General features: G+C 45.2%; 20 protein-coding genes. 11 read left to right on the top strand and 9 right to left on the bottom strand.

Annotation, left to right across the window (positions count from 1 at the left end; genetic code table 11):
• The first annotated feature begins 137 nt into the window (after positions 1-137).
• Both ACJ2PR_RS01180 and ACJ2PR_RS01175 read left to right on the top strand, forming a co-directional pair.
• Positions 138-362 carry a hypothetical protein gene (locus ACJ2PR_RS01180; RefSeq protein ID WP_446875615.1) on the top strand — a complete coding sequence of 75 codons (225 nt, stop codon included), beginning with the start codon at positions 138-140 and terminating at the stop codon, positions 360-362.
• Positions 316-1,662, top strand: coding sequence for a DUF2254 domain-containing protein (locus ACJ2PR_RS01175; RefSeq protein WP_446875614.1), 1,347 nt, complete (start codon positions 316-318; stop codon positions 1,660-1,662). Before ACJ2PR_RS01180 ends, ACJ2PR_RS01175 begins: the two co-directional genes overlap by 47 nt.
• 73 nt (positions 1,663-1,735) lie before the next feature.
• Here ACJ2PR_RS01175 and ACJ2PR_RS01170 read toward each other — a convergent pair whose 3' ends face one another.
• Positions 1,736-2,056, bottom strand: coding sequence for a cation transporting ATPase C-terminal domain-containing protein (locus ACJ2PR_RS01170; protein ID WP_446858879.1), 321 nt, complete (start codon positions 2,054-2,056; stop codon positions 1,736-1,738).
• Positions 2,057-2,216: 160 nt separating this feature from the next.
• Here ACJ2PR_RS01170 and ACJ2PR_RS01165 point away from each other — a divergent pair, with 160 nt between their 5' ends.
• The 3 genes from ACJ2PR_RS01165 to ACJ2PR_RS01155 all read left to right on the top strand — a co-directional run bounded on the left by ACJ2PR_RS01165 (position 2,217) and on the right by ACJ2PR_RS01155 (position 4,537).
• Positions 2,217-2,447, top strand: a complete 231-nt coding sequence (locus tag ACJ2PR_RS01165) for an AI-2E family transporter (RefSeq protein WP_446875613.1) — start codon at positions 2,217-2,219, stop codon at positions 2,445-2,447.
• Positions 2,448-2,581: 134 nt separating this feature from the next.
• Positions 2,582-3,580 (top strand): DUF389 domain-containing protein, encoded by a 999-nt coding sequence (locus ACJ2PR_RS01160; protein ID WP_446875612.1) that lies wholly within the window; start codon positions 2,582-2,584, stop codon positions 3,578-3,580.
• A 96-nt stretch (positions 3,581-3,676) separates the two neighbouring features.
• Positions 3,677-4,537 carry a DUF3991 domain-containing protein gene (locus ACJ2PR_RS01155; RefSeq protein WP_446875611.1) on the top strand — a complete coding sequence of 287 codons (861 nt, stop codon included), beginning with the start codon at positions 3,677-3,679 and terminating at the stop codon, positions 4,535-4,537.
• On the opposite strand, the gene ACJ2PR_RS01150 is transcribed toward ACJ2PR_RS01155, so the two are convergent.
• From ACJ2PR_RS01150 to ACJ2PR_RS01135, 4 genes are all read right to left on the bottom strand, one after another.
• Positions 4,490-4,696: a hypothetical protein gene (locus ACJ2PR_RS01150; protein ID WP_446867769.1), complete on the bottom strand. Its 207-nt coding sequence runs from the start codon at positions 4,694-4,696 to the stop codon at positions 4,490-4,492. The genes ACJ2PR_RS01155 and ACJ2PR_RS01150 overlap by 48 nt on opposite strands.
• 53 nt (positions 4,697-4,749) lie before the next feature.
• Entirely contained in the window at positions 4,750-5,019 is a 270-nt protein-coding gene (locus ACJ2PR_RS01145; protein WP_446875610.1) for a helix-turn-helix domain-containing protein, read from the bottom strand.
• 202 nt (positions 5,020-5,221) lie between these two features.
• Positions 5,222-5,710 carry an anthrone oxygenase family protein gene (locus ACJ2PR_RS01140; protein WP_446858874.1) on the bottom strand — a complete coding sequence of 163 codons (489 nt, stop codon included), beginning with the start codon at positions 5,708-5,710 and terminating at the stop codon, positions 5,222-5,224.
• 100 nt (positions 5,711-5,810) lie between these two features.
• Positions 5,811-6,443, bottom strand: coding sequence for an FMN-dependent NADH-azoreductase (locus ACJ2PR_RS01135; RefSeq protein ID WP_446875609.1), 633 nt, complete (start codon positions 6,441-6,443; stop codon positions 5,811-5,813).
• A gap of 189 nt (positions 6,444-6,632) precedes the next feature.
• Between ACJ2PR_RS01135 and ACJ2PR_RS01130 the strand changes: the two genes are divergently transcribed.
• From ACJ2PR_RS01130 to ACJ2PR_RS01120, 3 genes are all read left to right on the top strand, one after another.
• Positions 6,633-7,505: an AraC family transcriptional regulator gene (locus tag ACJ2PR_RS01130; RefSeq protein WP_446875608.1), complete on the top strand. Its 873-nt coding sequence runs from the start codon at positions 6,633-6,635 to the stop codon at positions 7,503-7,505.
• A gap of 33 nt (positions 7,506-7,538) precedes the next feature.
• Entirely contained in the window at positions 7,539-7,946 is a 408-nt protein-coding gene (locus tag ACJ2PR_RS01125; RefSeq protein ID WP_446875607.1) for a hypothetical protein, read from the top strand.
• 105 nt (positions 7,947-8,051) lie between these two features.
• A complete protein-coding gene (locus ACJ2PR_RS01120; RefSeq protein ID WP_446875606.1) occupies positions 8,052-8,624 on the top strand; it encodes a dihydrofolate reductase family protein in 573 nt (190 codons plus the stop codon).
• Positions 8,625-8,928: 304 nt separating this feature from the next.
• On the opposite strand, the gene ACJ2PR_RS01115 is transcribed toward ACJ2PR_RS01120, so the two are convergent.
• A complete protein-coding gene (locus tag ACJ2PR_RS01115; protein WP_446875605.1) occupies positions 8,929-9,126 on the bottom strand; it encodes a hypothetical protein in 198 nt (65 codons plus the stop codon).
• Positions 9,127-9,449: 323 nt separating this feature from the next.
• Between ACJ2PR_RS01115 and ACJ2PR_RS01110 the strand changes: the two genes are divergently transcribed.
• Positions 9,450-10,619 (top strand): tetratricopeptide repeat protein, encoded by a 1,170-nt coding sequence (locus tag ACJ2PR_RS01110; protein WP_446875604.1) that lies wholly within the window; start codon positions 9,450-9,452, stop codon positions 10,617-10,619.
• A 12-nt stretch (positions 10,620-10,631) separates the two neighbouring features.
• On the opposite strand, the gene ACJ2PR_RS01105 is transcribed toward ACJ2PR_RS01110, so the two are convergent.
• The 3 genes from ACJ2PR_RS01105 to ACJ2PR_RS01095 are packed head-to-tail and all read right to left on the bottom strand — an operon-like array spanning position 10,632 to position 13,186.
• On the bottom strand, positions 10,632-10,946 hold the full coding sequence (locus ACJ2PR_RS01105) for a hypothetical protein (RefSeq protein WP_446867775.1): 315 nt from the start codon (positions 10,944-10,946) through the stop codon (positions 10,632-10,634).
• Complete coding sequence (locus tag ACJ2PR_RS01100; protein WP_446858866.1) at positions 10,946-12,370, bottom strand: radical SAM protein; 1,425 nt, start codon at positions 12,368-12,370, stop codon at positions 10,946-10,948. Before ACJ2PR_RS01100 ends, ACJ2PR_RS01105 begins: the two co-directional genes overlap by 1 nt.
• Before the next feature lie 60 nt (positions 12,371-12,430).
• Positions 12,431-13,186: a prolipoprotein diacylglyceryl transferase gene (locus tag ACJ2PR_RS01095; protein ID WP_446875603.1), complete on the bottom strand. Its 756-nt coding sequence runs from the start codon at positions 13,184-13,186 to the stop codon at positions 12,431-12,433.
• Positions 13,187-13,263: 77 nt separating this feature from the next.
• Between ACJ2PR_RS01095 and ACJ2PR_RS01090 the strand changes: the two genes are divergently transcribed.
• Together ACJ2PR_RS01090 and ACJ2PR_RS01085 are read left to right on the top strand one after the other, a co-directional pair.
• On the top strand, positions 13,264-13,974 hold the full coding sequence (locus ACJ2PR_RS01090; protein ID WP_446875602.1) for a M15 family metallopeptidase: 711 nt from the start codon (positions 13,264-13,266) through the stop codon (positions 13,972-13,974).
• Between the two features lie 268 nt (positions 13,975-14,242).
• Positions 14,243-14,524 (top strand): hypothetical protein, encoded by a 282-nt coding sequence (locus ACJ2PR_RS01085; protein WP_446867779.1) that lies wholly within the window; start codon positions 14,243-14,245, stop codon positions 14,522-14,524.
• Positions 14,525-14,615: the final 91 nt, after the last annotated feature.

Raw genomic sequence — 14,615 nt, 5'->3', positions numbered from 1 at the left:
TGCTCAGTCAAGCGAAATCTAAAAAAGATGAAAAAGCACCTTGAAAGGGCTGGATCAGGTACTCATCGCCATCAAACAGAAGCTATACATTGAAAATGGGATCGATTTGCCTTATCCAACTCAGCAAATCCTCTTTCATGACCAAACTGAAGAAACAGATGGCGGTAGCTCCGCTCCACGAAGTGTTCGGGCTCGACAACGAGAAGGCTGGTCAGCGGGTCGAGATCAGCAAGCTCCCAAACCTCGAAGCATTAGTCGTGTATTGCAACATCTTGCACAGCAGTCATCCAATGGGCATCAACCTCCAAAAGATTCATGAAAAATACGAAGTTAACGAAACTGTGGGATTCGCTGCAATCTAGCTACTGGTTCCTACCCACGTTAATTGCAGTCCTCACGGCAGTGCTGGCATTGATTCTGCTTTATATTGATTGGATCGGTAAGGCTCCAGGATTTTGGTGGTTGTACACAGGCAGTCCTGCTGGCGCGCGATCGATGCTTTCGACTGTTGCAGGAGCAATGGCAACCGTTGCAGGAACAGCGTTCTCAATTACGATCGTGGCGCTTCAGCTTGCTTCATCCAACTTTGGCCCTCGGTTGCTGCGTAATTTTATGCATGATGTTGGCAATCAATTTGTTTTAGGAACGTTCATTGGCACGTTTCTTTATTGCCTGCTGGTGTTGCGAAATATCCGAGGAGAAGACTTTGATCAGTTTTTACCGCAGCTTTCTATCACCGTTGGGATGGGATTAGCGATTTTTAGTACCCTTGTTTTAATCTATTTTATTCATCACGCTTCCACCATCATTCAAGCTTCTTCCGTAATTTCAACGGTAAGTGATGAACTAGAACAGACCATCGATCGATTGTTTCCTCAACAAATTGGATATAGCTTAGAAGACTCACAGCATCACGCTGGAGAAATCCCAGCACAGTTTGAACAGCGATCGACTCTGGTTAAATCGACTCACAAAGGCTATTTACAACTGATCGACGATGAAAAATTAATGAAAATTGCGTGTCAATCAGATGTATTACTGTGCCTAAAAGCAAAGCCTGGTAGTTATTTGATTAAAGGAAGTCCGCTCGCTTTGATCTACCCACAAGAGCATCTTTCTTCTAAGTTAGCGAAGCAGATCAACAAAGCTTTTATTGTGGGTCAAGAACGGACAGAAAAGCAGGATATTGCTTTTCCAATTGAGCAGTTGGTAGAAATTGCTTCGCGGGCACTTTCTCCAGGAATCAATGATCCGTTCACGGCGATTCGCTGTCTCGATCGTCTAGGAGCAGGCTTAAGTCAACTGGTTCAACGGGATTTTCCCTCGCCCTACCGTTATGATAAATATCGCAATTTACGAGTAATTGTAGAGCCTGTGCAGTTCGAGTTTCTAGTTGATCGTGCTTTTATTCAGATTCGTCAGTATGGACAATCTGACTCGACGGTAATGATTCAATTGTTAGATACGATCGCACGAGTCGCTACCTATACCAAAAGCCCGAAGCAACGGATAGTCTTACGTCACCATGCGGAAATGATTTGGCGAGGAAGTCAGGAAGGACTGTCTGAAGAGTACGATCGCACCCAGGTTGAAAAGCAGTATCAGAAGGCTTTAGCCACATTAGACCCGAAAGCAACTGAACTCAAACTGAAGCAACTTTGAAGAAATGAAGCCTGTGAATCCAGAATGTCGAAGTTAGCTCTAGCGATACTCTCATCATTTCCGGAATTCACTGTTAATCAAATCGGTCAATCCGATTCACCAAAAGCGCCACTGAAATCATCGGCAGTGCTGGAAGAAGGCAGATCAGCCATTGCGTGAGATTTAGTGATGCGGTTCCAAATAACACATTCATCATGCTCCACTGGCTGAAGACGAATTGTAAGACGATCGCGCCCCCAACGCCAAAAATAATGGTGCGAGTATCGCTGAAAGCCAGTGCTTTTCTTCCTCGAAGTTTCGCAAATAGAGTCGCTCCTAGTTGACTAATGCTCAACAGATAAACAATCCGACCTGCTACTAAGTAGCTGGGTGGAATTAAAGAGAAGACCCTCATTCCCAACCCGTCTTCCCAAGGAGAAAGGAGCTAGATTCAAAGTCCCTCTGGGTGAGGGCGGTTTGCGGTATCTTACGTTTAATTAGCCCTTGAGCAGAGCATCGACTGGTTTGAGAATAATGTTGCTGAACATATTCCTAACCCTTCAGATTCCGACTGGTTGATTACTCGACTACAAGCGATCGTTGCGAACTTATCAAGATACGCATTTGATTTCCTGGCAAATTCCATTAACGCGGCGTTTGAATTCGTCGTTGTTGTCGTATTGACATTGATGTTGCTGGTTAATCCACAGGTATATCGTCAGGCGCTGGTTCGATTTTTTCCAGCATTTTACCGGAAGCGAATGGATGAAGTCTTGACCCAATGCGCGACCACTCCAATTCAGTAGTTGATCAAGTGCGGGCGACGCTGCTTGGCACCGAGCAGTTGCGAAAAGTACCTCCTTTGAATCTAACCTATGCTAGATGAAAAATGTTAGGAAGGTCGCCTTTAATCTTCATCAGACTCTTTGTAGCAAATTCAATGGTGCTAGAAAATATCCGCGATCGCTTTAGACAGTCTCGTCGTAAACGGCGTGATCCTCCGCAAGTTCAGCAGTTTGTGGCAGATTTGATGGCGGAATCAAAGTCTGATGAGGTTTACTTAATTCTGATTGTCAGTTCCTGTGCGATCGCAACGTTTGGATTGCTTTCTAACAGCACTGCTGTGATCATCGGAGCGATGATTGTTGCGCCGCTGATGTTGCCAATTCGGGGACTCGCGCTAGGTGCCTTGATTGGAAATCTCTCTTTGTTTCGTCAAGGTGCAATTTCAGTCGCGATCGGAACTCTACTCGCCATTGTAATTTCCTGGCTATTGGGCGTGCTTGTTGCCTTACCGAGCTATGGAAGCGAGATTTTAGCGCGATCAGAACCCACATTGCTGGATTTAGGGATTGCAGTCGCAGCAGGTGGTATTAGTGGCTATGCCAAGGTTGAACCGAAGATTGCGGGCAGTTTAGCGGGAACTGCGATCGCGGTTGCCCTAATGCCTCCAGTTTGTGTCATTGGTTTAGGATTAGCAGCATCAGACTGGTCACTCAGCCTTGGAGCAACTCTGCTCTATCTGACCAACTTACTTGGCATCACATTATCTTGTATGCTGACGTTTCTGATTGCAGGCTATACCCGATTTCGCCATGCCCGAAAAGCATTAACGTGGGCAACGCTTCTAACCGTAATTCTGTTAATTCCGTTGGGGGTAAGCTTTGCCCGTTTGATTCAGCAAGCACAACTACGGACTAACTTGCAGCAAGCTTTACTAAATCGCACTGTCACGTTTCAACGGCTCGAACTACTCAGAACCGATGTAGATTGGCTCTCACAGCCGCCGATCGTCCGATTGAGTGTACGAGCAAGAGAACCTGTTACTCCTCGACAAGTGCAGCTTTTAGAAGAATTTATTAGTCGAGAAATGAGGCAGCCTTTCACGCTCATTTTTGAAGTCGGTCAAATTGAAGAAGTGCGCCGTTCGGAACAGTAAGCAGTCGATCGATTAGTCTGGTTCTCCTTGCATCTCTCGAACTTTGAACGTAACTACTCAGGTTGAGGGATAGTCGGATTACCCAAAAACACTTGCTTGAGTGCATCCAATACAACAGAACGCAATTCAGAAATTGAGGCTGCCAACAAGCCAGCTATACCTCCTGCTTCCCCAATTCAATCGCACCCAGAAACTAACCAAGCAAATTCGATCAACATTGCAGCCCTCGCCAATGAAGTGAGAAATTTTGATTTAGAAGCCGTAGCAGCCAGTTTGGGACTTCAGAAAGACCGACGCGACAAGAACAAGTGGAAAGATGCAAGTCACACAATTAGCATCAATGACGGAAAATTCATGGATTGGTTAGCTGATAAAGGTGGTGGAGGTGCGATCGATCTCGTCATGCACGTTCGCAAAGTTGAATTCAAAGAGGCAGTTCAGTGGCTTTCAGGGCAAACGCTATCCGCTCCTGTTCAGTCTCAATCCTCTTCAGTACAAAAAGAGCCTCGTCCACTCGAATTGCCGCCCCGAAACGAAGACCATTGGGCAACCGTGCGACAGTACCTTGTTGAAACACGAGGGCTACCTGCAACTTGGGTTGATCGCTTTCACAACACAGGGTTAATTTACGCAGATGATCATCGCAATGCTGTTTTTCTTCGGCATAGCGATCGACACAACGACCAAGCCTGGTCACGTCATGAAGCCACAGGTGCAAGTCTGCGCGGCACACGCTATACAGAACACGCCTTTCATGGATTGGCTCCTGGTTCGTCTCGTGAGAATGGATGGTTTTGGTTGCGATCAGCGAATGGCGAAGTCAATCGAGTGATTTTGATCGAATCCCCGATCGATGCCATCTCTCTAGCGGTCTTGGAAAAAGAGAAGTCGTCAAACTCAACTACGGTGTCAACCGACGGGGTTGCAGCCTGGAAAATTCACCGCATCTTCGTCTAGAAATCCAGCGATCGCCATTTCGATCACCGCTTCGATCGGAAAATTGACTTGAGCTGCATACGTCATCAGTCCAAGTTTAATTTTTTCCGGCAACCCGTCTAAGAATGCTTGAGCGACTTCGGGGCTGAGATGTTCACGGACTTGTTCAGGGGCTTGCATCGTCATTCCTCCCTACTTCTTACGAACGTTATAGCGTGGTTTTGCACTCTGGATCATCCGTGTCTCCAGAAGGTCGCCTCGCTGAAAAGTTTGAATCGTCGCCCTAATCCATCTGCTCCCGCTGCTTCAAAGGCTTGTTTCGACTTGCTAATGAAACCGACTGAAACCTGCAACACGTCTTGAATCGCAAAATAGGTGTACCCCTGTAAGACCATCTGCACCGCCAGTGCCCGCTTCAGTTCACGCGGGTCTGGATTGCTTTGAATCATCGCAATTAGCTCTTCCATCGGTCGCTTCGCTGCATCAGAAGTTAAACTGTGCAATAGCTTAACTTCCTTGGAGAATTCTTACAACTAATTTAGGACTACTATAGCAATCCTAAATTAGTTGTAAGAATCTTGAAATAGCCCGTTCTTAGTGATTCATTCTCAACCATTAATTGACGACCAACCACTAATCACTAAGGACTAACCACAGAATTCTCACAACTCAAATGGGATAGCGATATCAGCTTGTCTGACGCAATCACTTTACCCCGCAAACCGTAAACAATATCGCTGCCGCTAATGCTGCAATTGTCCGAAGGTGGTTCCAGAAAGTCCAGTTAGCCAGGTATTTAGTCCATAGGGTTGTCCCTTCTGGGCTGTCGGGTTTGACCACTGCCAAGGCATCGTTTAATGGAACATTGCAGGCGATCGTGACTCCAATTGTACCAACCAGATAGAACAGACTACCGAGCAACAAGTAGCTTGTCCCTGGCTGCTGCCACTTCAACATTGAGGAAATGGCTAGAAAAATACAAGTTGCGCCTGTTCCCAGGAATACGGTCATGAACCAGGGATTAATTACCGTGATATTGATCGACTGCATAGTGGCAATCCCGGATGCGGTCGGCTGTTGAGCCAGAGCATTCATGACAAAGGTTGAGAAGGCGAAGAAGACTCCTGCGATTAGTCCACAACCTAGCACCGAGAACAGCTTCAATCCAAAAAGCAAGGGGTGAGGGATTTCCATAAACTCTCCTACGGCTTACTGTAAGTTCAAACTGAGTAATCGTTTGCTGAACAATCTGATTAAGGCCGTCGCAGCCGCTATTAAAGGTTACTGCATTGCGCTATCCTCCAACCAGTTGAGCAATTTGAGTACGAGCAGATGCAATTGACTCTGCCAACTTTTGCCCGCCGTATTCGTCGTCTTCAACATGAATAAAGGTGATATCAGTGATGCCCATAAACCCAAAAACGGTAACAAGATAAGGGTCGTGATGATTCATCTTTTCGTAGCGACCACCAGGCTGAAAGCCAGAATCACCTCGTGCTTCGATGATAAACATTTTCTTACCTAACACGAGTGGCTTAAAAGCATTGGCACGATCATCGGGTTCAAAAGCAACGGTGCGTCCAACTCGGACAATTTGATCAATGTAAGCCTTGAATCCACTGGGAACGCTGAAGTTGTACATGGGAACGCCCATCACATAGATGTCAGCCGCTAAAAATTCATCTACGAGTTGATCGCTGAAGTAAATAGCTTTCTGCAACTCAGGTGTGTGTTGTTCAGGGGGTGTGAAAGCAGCAGCAATCCAGGGTTCATCCACATGAGGAATAGGATTACGACCGATATCTCGATAGGTGACGGTAGCGGTTGGATGAATTTGTTTCCATTGCTCGATAAATTCTCTCGTGAGTTTACGCGAATGAGATCGCTCTCCTCTAGGACTCGAATCAAGATGCAATAGATGTGCCATAGGTTCTCCTGATGGATTACTCTCTCAGCTTAGACAATCATTTTGAGCGGGACTATCTGATTCCTGTGCCACTATCAAAATCTTGCGGTTCCTTCGGATTTGCGCTTTGCGCTAAATGGTTTTCAGCCTGCTTGATGGAAAGCCTGAAAAAGTGAATACAATCAGAACTAAACGCATTAGGATTGCATCATGAAAAATCCTGTGACACCTCAGCTCGAATGTGGCTGCCCACCCCTCTTATCTAGCCGAAATCAAGGTTGGGAAAACATTCTAGTCGAACAATTTCAACATCCGCCGGGGGAAGGAAAAACTTATTACAGCGATGAACACACGATTTGTCTGTCGCTTGCTACTCGTCCCGTTCGCTTTCTACAAATCAAAGGAGGCAAAACCCACACGAGCCTGTATGGAAAAGGTGACATTTCTATCACGCCTGCCAAGATGCCGTTTTTTGCGCGTTGGGAGGGAGATGACCACTACCTGCATATTCGGATTGCGTCTCAATTTATTCAAAACGTTGCCAGAGAAAGTCTAGAGAGAGATTGCGAACGCTTGGAGTTGCTGCCCGAATTTCGGACGCGCGATCCGCAGATTGAAGCAATCGGCATGATGTTACTGACTGAACTTCAACAAGACAATTTAGGCGGCAGGCTCTACATCGACTCGCTATCCAATGTTCTGGCAGTCCATCTCCTTAGACAATATGCGGCGGTCAAACCTGCATTACCGATTTACAACGGGGGCTTACCTCAGCGGCAACTTCTAAAAGTCTTAGATTACATCAATGATCATCTCGATCAAGCGATTAAGCTGGCAGATTTGGCGGCGTTGCTAGAGATGAGTCAATTTCACTTCAGCCATTTATTTAAGCAAGCGATCGGAACGTCTCCTCACCAATACCTGCTTCAACAACGAATCGAACGCGCAAAGCAGTTGTTAAAACAGAGCAATCAATCGATTCTGGACATTGCTTTGATGTGTGGATTTAACAGTCACAGCCATCTGAGTAAACAGTTTCGGCAAGCGACTGGGATAACACCAAAAGCTTACAGAGTCAGCTAGCGGATAGCTATATCTCAAAGGGAGTGGGAGGTTATGAAGTATGGCTATATTGAGCGCGAACGCCGCTTTTTGATTAAAAGTTTACCCCTCGACCTGAGCTTAGAGCATGATTATCGTCGGATACAGGATGTCTATTTTCTAGATACTCACCTGCGCCTACGCACGATTACCACGCCGGATGGACAATTGATTCAGCAGAAGTTTGCTCGAAAACAAGCCATGAGTGACTCTAATCGTCACGCCCACATTACCAACCTTTACTTAGCTCCAAATGAATACCAACTGTTGGCTTCGCTAAAGGGATCAGACCTACACAAGCGACGGTATCAATATCCCTATCTCAAACAAATTGTTGCGGTTGATGTGTTTGAAGGGCAGCTAACAGGACTGATCTTAACCAAGAAACGAGGGAGGCAAAAGCGACAGGTTAAGTTTTTTTAGAAGCAGTTTGAGAGGGATGCTGTGTTGTAGTATTTTGTAGTATGACAAAGGCTGAATATTTAGCTAATTCAGATCTTGAACCCTTCCTTCTGGAGGACATTAAGAATGCGTGAACTGAAGTATTACATTGCTTGTACCGTCGATCGCTTCATCGCCCGCAAAGACGATTCCTATGACTTTTTTCTGATGGAAGGAGAACATGTCGCCGATCTGCTGACTACCTTCCCTGAAACAATTCCGGGTCACGTTCGGGATAAACTTGGCATCACAGCTGACAATCAGTACTTTGATACCGTGTTGATGGGACGCAGGACTTATGAAATTGGACTCAAAGAAGGAATTAGCAATCCTTATCCACAGATGAAACAGTATGTGATTTCTCAAACCCTAAAAGACAGCCCAGACTCAGCGATCGAACTTGTGTCATCCGACCCCATAGCATTCATCAAAAAATTGAAGCAGCAACCAGGTCAGAATATTTGGCTGTGTGGTGGTGGCAATCTAGCAGCAATACTTTTTCCAGAAATTAACGAGTTGATTTTGAAGGTGCATCCCATTCTACTCGGCTCAGGCATTCCCCTATTTTCGGGTGTTGTTACACAGACTTCGCTAAAACTTACCCACAGCCAAATCTATAACAATGGGTTCATGTTGCTGCATTATCAGATAAATCATTAAGAAAAAGTTTATATCCTGCTCCAAATGGGGTTGTGCTCCAACTGGTTCAATAGACAATCGAACAAGCTGCGTGAAGTTGAACTTTGCTGTTAGGCGGTTCATCGCTCAAGAATTTTTTACGCTAACTAGCGTTTATATCAAATCTTCAATTGCGCTGGAAACAAGCGTCTTCGACTGCTGCTAATCGCCAGCTATAAACGTCACCTTGCAAGTATCCCGGTGACGCAAATGCCTCCTTCGCTTCAAAGCAGCGTAAAGTGCCTTGACTTGAAGATCAGTCAGTTCTTTGGATTCTGGCTCTGGTTCACTGGGCGCACTCACGGACAGTATTGGGTTGTCGGTCGGTCATGTAGTGTGCCTCTTGCAGCCAGCGGAAGGGCTTGTCTGCTTCTAAATCGTGAACCACCGCTGTTTCCAAATGCTTTTTGTAGCGCGTGATATCCCAAGTTGTCATTTGATTCCAGGGCTTGTCTGTCCAAGCCACTGCTCGACCCGCACCCATCGCAGGCCGTCAGAGGGTGGCTCCTTGAGATCGGGCAAGCACTGTTCCTGACGCTTTGGGGCAGCCGAATCTGAAATTGGGCGGGGAGACTCAGAAAAGTTTAGGGGCGGTCATAGTGCGGCTCTAGCAAAAATTAGAGGATTCATCTGCTAGAAATTATGATGATATTTAATAAAAGAAAAGAAATTTGAATGGTCGAATTCAGAAAAATATCCTTGTTTGTTGATGAGCAGGTCGCATTTTTGCTGAAGATGCTAAAAAATAATCAAGCGATCGGATGGACGGTCAGGTTATCTTAAGGAGTGACGATCTGAGGATAAGTGATGAGGATTAAGGCTCAAGTTGAAGTAGCTTGTGCGATCGTAGTTCTAACTTTTTGCCTCTGGACGGGCACCGCGTTGGCAGCGTCTTCACCGCCTCCTCAATTAACGGCTCCGTCGCCCACTTACAACTCATTTTGGGAAAAACTGGAGCGATTGAGAGAAGACAGACAACTTCAACAGTTGGTGGAAGATGATTTAGAAAAGAGCTTTGTGATTCGGACGCAGATTCAAGAAGAAGTCGATCGAGCGTTTGGACATACAACAACTTTATTGAATGTTTTATTGGGGGTATTAACAGCTTTGCCTGTGTTAATTGCGGTGGGCGTTTGGTTCATTCGTCGCAGTGTGGTCAATCAGATTATTAATGAGACTAAGAAACAAGTTCAGGAAGAAGTTCACAAACAGCTTGAAGCAGAAGTAACAGCAGAATTTAAGAAACAAACAGAAGTCTTTCAACAGGAGATTGAAAAGTTAAAAGCTGAATTTGAAGATCAGTTATCTCAACTAAAAAGTCTATTTTCAGACACTCAAAAAGAGAAAGATCAGATCATTCAAGAACTTTCCCAAATCACCCCTTCTCTAGTTCGAGACTCGACCACACCTGAAACTCAGCAGAAAATTCAAACTTTAACTAGACAGCTTGAATGGTTAAAATCACAAAACTCTCAGCTTTCTTTCACAGTTCACGACTACATTGAGCAGGGCAAAGCTTTCTATTTTGAGGGACGATTTGAGGAAGCGATTGCTTCTTATGACAAAGCCATCCAGATTGAACCTGACAACGCAAAAGCCTGGTTTAGTCGCGGGGCAGCCCTGGCAAAATTGCAGAAGATAGAAGAAGCGATCGCTGCTTACGAAAAAGCCACTCAAATCAAATCAGATTTCTCAGAAGCATGGTTTGGAAAAGGGGTTGCATTTGCAAAACTACAGCGGAATGGAGAAGCGATCACCGCTTACGAAAAGGCAACTTCTATCAAATCAGATTTCTTTTCGGCCTGGTTTGGTAAGGCCAGATGCTATGCCTTGCAGGGTGAAGTTGAGTTAGCGATCGAGAGTCTTCAACAAGCCATTAATTTGAATCCAGAAAGAGCTAAAGAAGTTGCAAAAACTGACCCTTCTTTTGAGCAGCTTCGAGAAAATGCACAGTTCAAGAAGCTGATTGAGTGTTAGAAGAAATCAGTTTTAGAAACGCATTCCTCCAATAATATAGAAGCAGCTTCCATTCAATAAAGCTGTGATTACTGCACCGATGATCACGCCTTTCATGCGTCCCCACTGTTGTCTTCTTGCAAATCGAACGGCGATCGGAACAATATAAATTAACTGAGATAATCCGATTCCAAAGGTCAAGTACACAAAAATAATTGGAATTGAAGGGAGTTGAAGGTTTGTAAACAGCGCTGCCATTCCTACAAAGAAAATAACTGCTAGAATGTTGAGTCCAAATGCCAGAAAAACGCCTCCAACAATATCTCTCAATTCGCTTTGTTGTGACATTACACTTGCTCCTGAAGTCGATTTGAGACGAGAGGATAACCTACACTTCCTTCGCGGTAAAACATATTGTAAGTATCAAAAGGAATGATTCTACCGTCAGGGTGAGCAATGTGAATACAGGAACGCTTGACCGATCGCACGTCAAAGTTAAACGGATCTAGAAACTGCATAATAATCACTCGAAACACATTCTCATAGGTAATTCCTGACGGCACTGGCAGCATCGGTAAACAACACAAAAGCTGTCTTAAAGTTGTCGCCGAAGAACTTGGAGAATGACTGGTTGAAAAAAGTTTGAAAATCTGTTTTTTCAGGTCTTCATTTTGTTCATATAAAACTGAGTTTGGCATCACTTCTAAAAACGCTGTAGGGTCGAGTAACCCAGTTAAAGGAATCACTTTACCGTTAACTTTTAGCGCGTATGCCAGTGCCAAACAGTCCGGATGACAAGGAACAGGCAGCAAATCTTTGGGCTGAAAATGAGGACTTTGTTCTAGAATGGCACGACGAACCTCGGTCAGGGTGTAGCGATCGCGCTTCGGGTCAAAATCCTTCAGTCTTCCAGCGGCTTGAATGGGCTGAAAGGTGACACCTCTCACACATCGCTGTTGTAGTCCGTATTCAATAATCTTGCCAATCTCGTGATCATTCAATCCTTTTTTAAGCGTGACGACCAACGTGGTTGAAATCTTGAATTCATTGAGGTTAGCGATCGCTTTCTCGCGAATATTTCTTAAGTCTGCTCCTCGCAATTCTTTCAAGGCTTGTGCTTCAAAACTATCAAACTGCAAGTAGATTTCGATACCCGGCATGTATTGACTGAGGCGTTCACAAAAGGCACGATCGGTCGCAATTCTCACGCCATTGGTATTAATCATCAAGTGTTTAATGGGCTTGCGCTTAACGATTTCTAGAATTTCAAAAAACTCTGGATGAATCGTCGGTTCACCACCGCTAATTTGTACAATATCCGGTTCTCCTTCATTCGCAACCACGTTGTCTAGCATTTGTTCAATTTGTTGTAGACTGCGATGTTGGCGCGGTTGATTCGCAGAGGAAAACTCTTCAGCCCCGGAGTCTGCATAACAGATCGGACAAGAAAGATTACAGCGATCGCTCACTTCCACCAAGGTCAAACAACTATGCTGTTCATGATCAGGACATAGCCCACAATCATAAGGACAGCCATACCGGATTGGTGTATTGAATTTGCGCGGCATATCTCCTGGTTTAATAAACTCTTGACACTGTTTGTAATAGTCAATGTCGTCAGCAATTAAAACTTCTTCTTGACCGTGAATCAGACAGTGTTTGACTAAATAAACATTCTCATCTCTGAAAATAATTTTTGCTTCAACTTTCGTTAAACACTTCGAGCAAACACTATTGGTTAAAGCGTAGAAGAGGTAGGGGCGAGTAGGCATGATGAGGGATGAGGGATGAGGGATGAGGGATGAGGGATGAGGGATGAGGGATGAGGGAGGTTATAGTTTTGAGAATTGGAATAACTTGGGAATCGTGGCTCGGTAGCATAAGAGAGCGAATAGACAGGCGATTTGAATGGCGCTCAGGTTGAGAACGGGGTGGAAATCAGGTTTGATGAAGTCAATGAGAAAGCGAAAGCTTAAATAAGCGATCATATAAAACTTGAACAAATCACCAGATTCTGATTGGAAGCGCGCATCGCTTTGCGAGAGCCGTTGGCAACGCCACCTCAAAAATATTAACAACGCAAATAGAAATGCAATCTCGTATAACTGAGTGGGATGACGGAGAATTCCATCTCCAAAGTCAAAGCCCCACGGGAGCATGGTGGGAGTGCCATAGGTTTGATCACTTAACCCAGTTAAAAAACAGCCGATGCGCCCGATCGCCGTTCCCAAAATCAACGGATAAACGAAGGCATCTCCAGTCGATTGCTTGACCCCGATAATTTTCTTGATCAGTTCAACGCCTGCTACTGCACCAATCAGCGCACCCACCACCGTTTTACCCTGTAGCAACAGTAACCAGAATTGTTCTTGATGTTGCCAAAATAAATCAATGTGCTGCAAAATGACGAGCAGCTTTGCGCCGATCAATGCACCGACTAATCCACCGACGACGATCGAACTTCTTTGAGTAGCGGGAATAATGTCCTTCCGAAAATTTCGCAAACTGAGGCGCAGAGCGACACTGTAAGCGATCGTCTCAAACAAAAAATGTGGATGAATACCCCAGATGTAAACAGGAAAATTCACGCTGATTTTGAATGACAGAAGACTGCTAAACTATACGCGACTCAGACCCAAAAGCAGCCGACTTGTCACACTCTTTTATGCTTTCTATGAAACCTTATCAGCAAATTGCGATCGTAGAGTGCGGCGAACCTCTAGTTGCGATTCCAGCTAATTTCTCGCTTGTGTCGCCTCATCCTTATCAAAAATTGGGTGCGCCTTATGGAGAAAAATCGCCCTTTTATCTGCGTCAGGGAGTGGTCGATCGCTTGCTCACGGCTCAAAAAATGCTGCAAAAAATCCATCCCGGTTGGCAACTTCAAATTTTTGATGCTTACCGTCCGGTTGCGGTTCAACAATTCATGGTGAATTACACTTTTTTAGAACTTGTGCAATCCAGAAGTTTAGATCCAGCCAGCCTGACCGATGAGCAGCGTCAAGAAATTTTTCAGCAAGTCTATCAATTCTGGGCAGTCCCAAACCTTGATCCCACAATGCCACCGCCTCATAGCACGGGAGCCGCGATCGATATTACTTTAATTGATGAATTGGGAGACACGATCGACCTGGGTTCAGCGATCGATGAAATCTCGGAGCGATCGCACCCCAATCATTTTGCAAATAGTACTGCTTATAAAGAACAACAATGTCATCAACATCGCCAACTGCTTGAGAAAGTAATGCTCGCGTCTGGATTCAAACAACACTGGAATGAATGGTGGCATTTCTCTTACGGCGATCAGATTTGGGCATGGCTGATGGGTCAAGACACCTCAACCCGACCATTGACCGCCAAATATGGGCGAGTTTGAGAACGTTGAACAAGCGCCTTTTGCATTAACCCCGTAAAACCCGCAGAAAATATTAAAGACTTAGTCAAGAAAACACCTTGTTTATTTTAATTCTTCGTGAGGCAGGCTAAAACTGGACTGCAATCTTTCTCTCCAAGCAAGTTATGGCGGACACCTGAACGACAACAATGAAATTGTTCTATACCCCCGATCAGGAGAAGGATTCCATCCGCTGGATGCGTTGGAATATAAAACCCTGATTGCTTACCAGACCACCCAGGGGAATCCGATGAAAGCAAGGGAATTGATCAAAGTTTGGCGCACAAAACGGCTGAAAACCTCGGTCGATGAGAAGCTAATGCGGCTCAAACAGTTTAATCTTCCGAAGCAGTTCGTTCTCCTAGTCTTTAAAGCTGCTGCACCGTTGATAGGGCTGTTTTTGGAAAAGACTGGAACAACTCTGAATGCTAAGGTTTTAGCAAAGTTCGGAATGTGGCTCAGGTGGCAGGGGTTCGATCGCGTCTTCCTGATCTACCAGGAATGCGAATCCGCCTTGAAGCGTGGTTTTTAGTATGGGTGGATCACCAAATGGTGAGAGCTGTTAGCGTTTGGGAGATCAGCTTTGGGTTCTGAAAGGTGAGAGCTGCGGTTTAACTCATCCT

The organism is Phormidesmis sp. 146-33, assembly GCF_052939515.1.
This window is presented reverse-complemented; position numbering and strand designations above follow the sequence as displayed.

What these genes read in the sequence shown, in the direction of transcription:
- ACJ2PR_RS01085 (WP_446867779.1), top strand. Translation starts at nt 14,243, where the DNA reads ATGAAAGCAAGGGAATTGATCAAAGTTTGGCGCACAAAACGGCTGAAA.
- ACJ2PR_RS01100 (WP_446858866.1), bottom strand. Translation starts at nt 12,370, where the DNA reads ATGCCTACTCGCCCCTACCTCTTCTACGCTTTAACCAATAGTGTTTGC.
- ACJ2PR_RS01135 (WP_446875609.1), bottom strand. Translation starts at nt 6,443, where the DNA reads ATGGCACATCTATTGCATCTTGATTCGAGTCCTAGAGGAGAGCGATCT.
- ACJ2PR_RS01110 (WP_446875604.1), top strand. Translation starts at nt 9,450, where the DNA reads ATGAGGATTAAGGCTCAAGTTGAAGTAGCTTGTGCGATCGTAGTTCTA.
- ACJ2PR_RS01175 (WP_446875614.1), top strand. Translation starts at nt 316, where the DNA reads ATGAAAAATACGAAGTTAACGAAACTGTGGGATTCGCTGCAATCTAGC.
- ACJ2PR_RS01160 (WP_446875612.1), top strand. Translation starts at nt 2,582, where the DNA reads ATGGTGCTAGAAAATATCCGCGATCGCTTTAGACAGTCTCGTCGTAAA.
- ACJ2PR_RS01130 (WP_446875608.1), top strand. Translation starts at nt 6,633, where the DNA reads ATGAAAAATCCTGTGACACCTCAGCTCGAATGTGGCTGCCCACCCCTC.
- ACJ2PR_RS01090 (WP_446875602.1), top strand. Translation starts at nt 13,264, where the DNA reads ATGCTTTCTATGAAACCTTATCAGCAAATTGCGATCGTAGAGTGCGGC.
- ACJ2PR_RS01115 (WP_446875605.1), bottom strand. Translation starts at nt 9,126, where the DNA reads ATGGGTGCGGGTCGAGCAGTGGCTTGGACAGACAAGCCCTGGAATCAA.
- ACJ2PR_RS01140 (WP_446858874.1), bottom strand. Translation starts at nt 5,710, where the DNA reads ATGGAAATCCCTCACCCCTTGCTTTTTGGATTGAAGCTGTTCTCGGTG.
- ACJ2PR_RS01180 (WP_446875615.1), top strand. Translation starts at nt 138, where the DNA reads ATGACCAAACTGAAGAAACAGATGGCGGTAGCTCCGCTCCACGAAGTG.
- ACJ2PR_RS01105 (WP_446867775.1), bottom strand. Translation starts at nt 10,946, where the DNA reads ATGTCACAACAAAGCGAATTGAGAGATATTGTTGGAGGCGTTTTTCTG.
- ACJ2PR_RS01150 (WP_446867769.1), bottom strand. Translation starts at nt 4,696, where the DNA reads ATGCAAGCCCCTGAACAAGTCCGTGAACATCTCAGCCCCGAAGTCGCT.
- ACJ2PR_RS01170 (WP_446858879.1), bottom strand. Translation starts at nt 2,056, where the DNA reads ATGAGGGTCTTCTCTTTAATTCCACCCAGCTACTTAGTAGCAGGTCGG.
- ACJ2PR_RS01120 (WP_446875606.1), top strand. Translation starts at nt 8,052, where the DNA reads ATGCGTGAACTGAAGTATTACATTGCTTGTACCGTCGATCGCTTCATC.
- ACJ2PR_RS01125 (WP_446875607.1), top strand. Translation starts at nt 7,539, where the DNA reads ATGAAGTATGGCTATATTGAGCGCGAACGCCGCTTTTTGATTAAAAGT.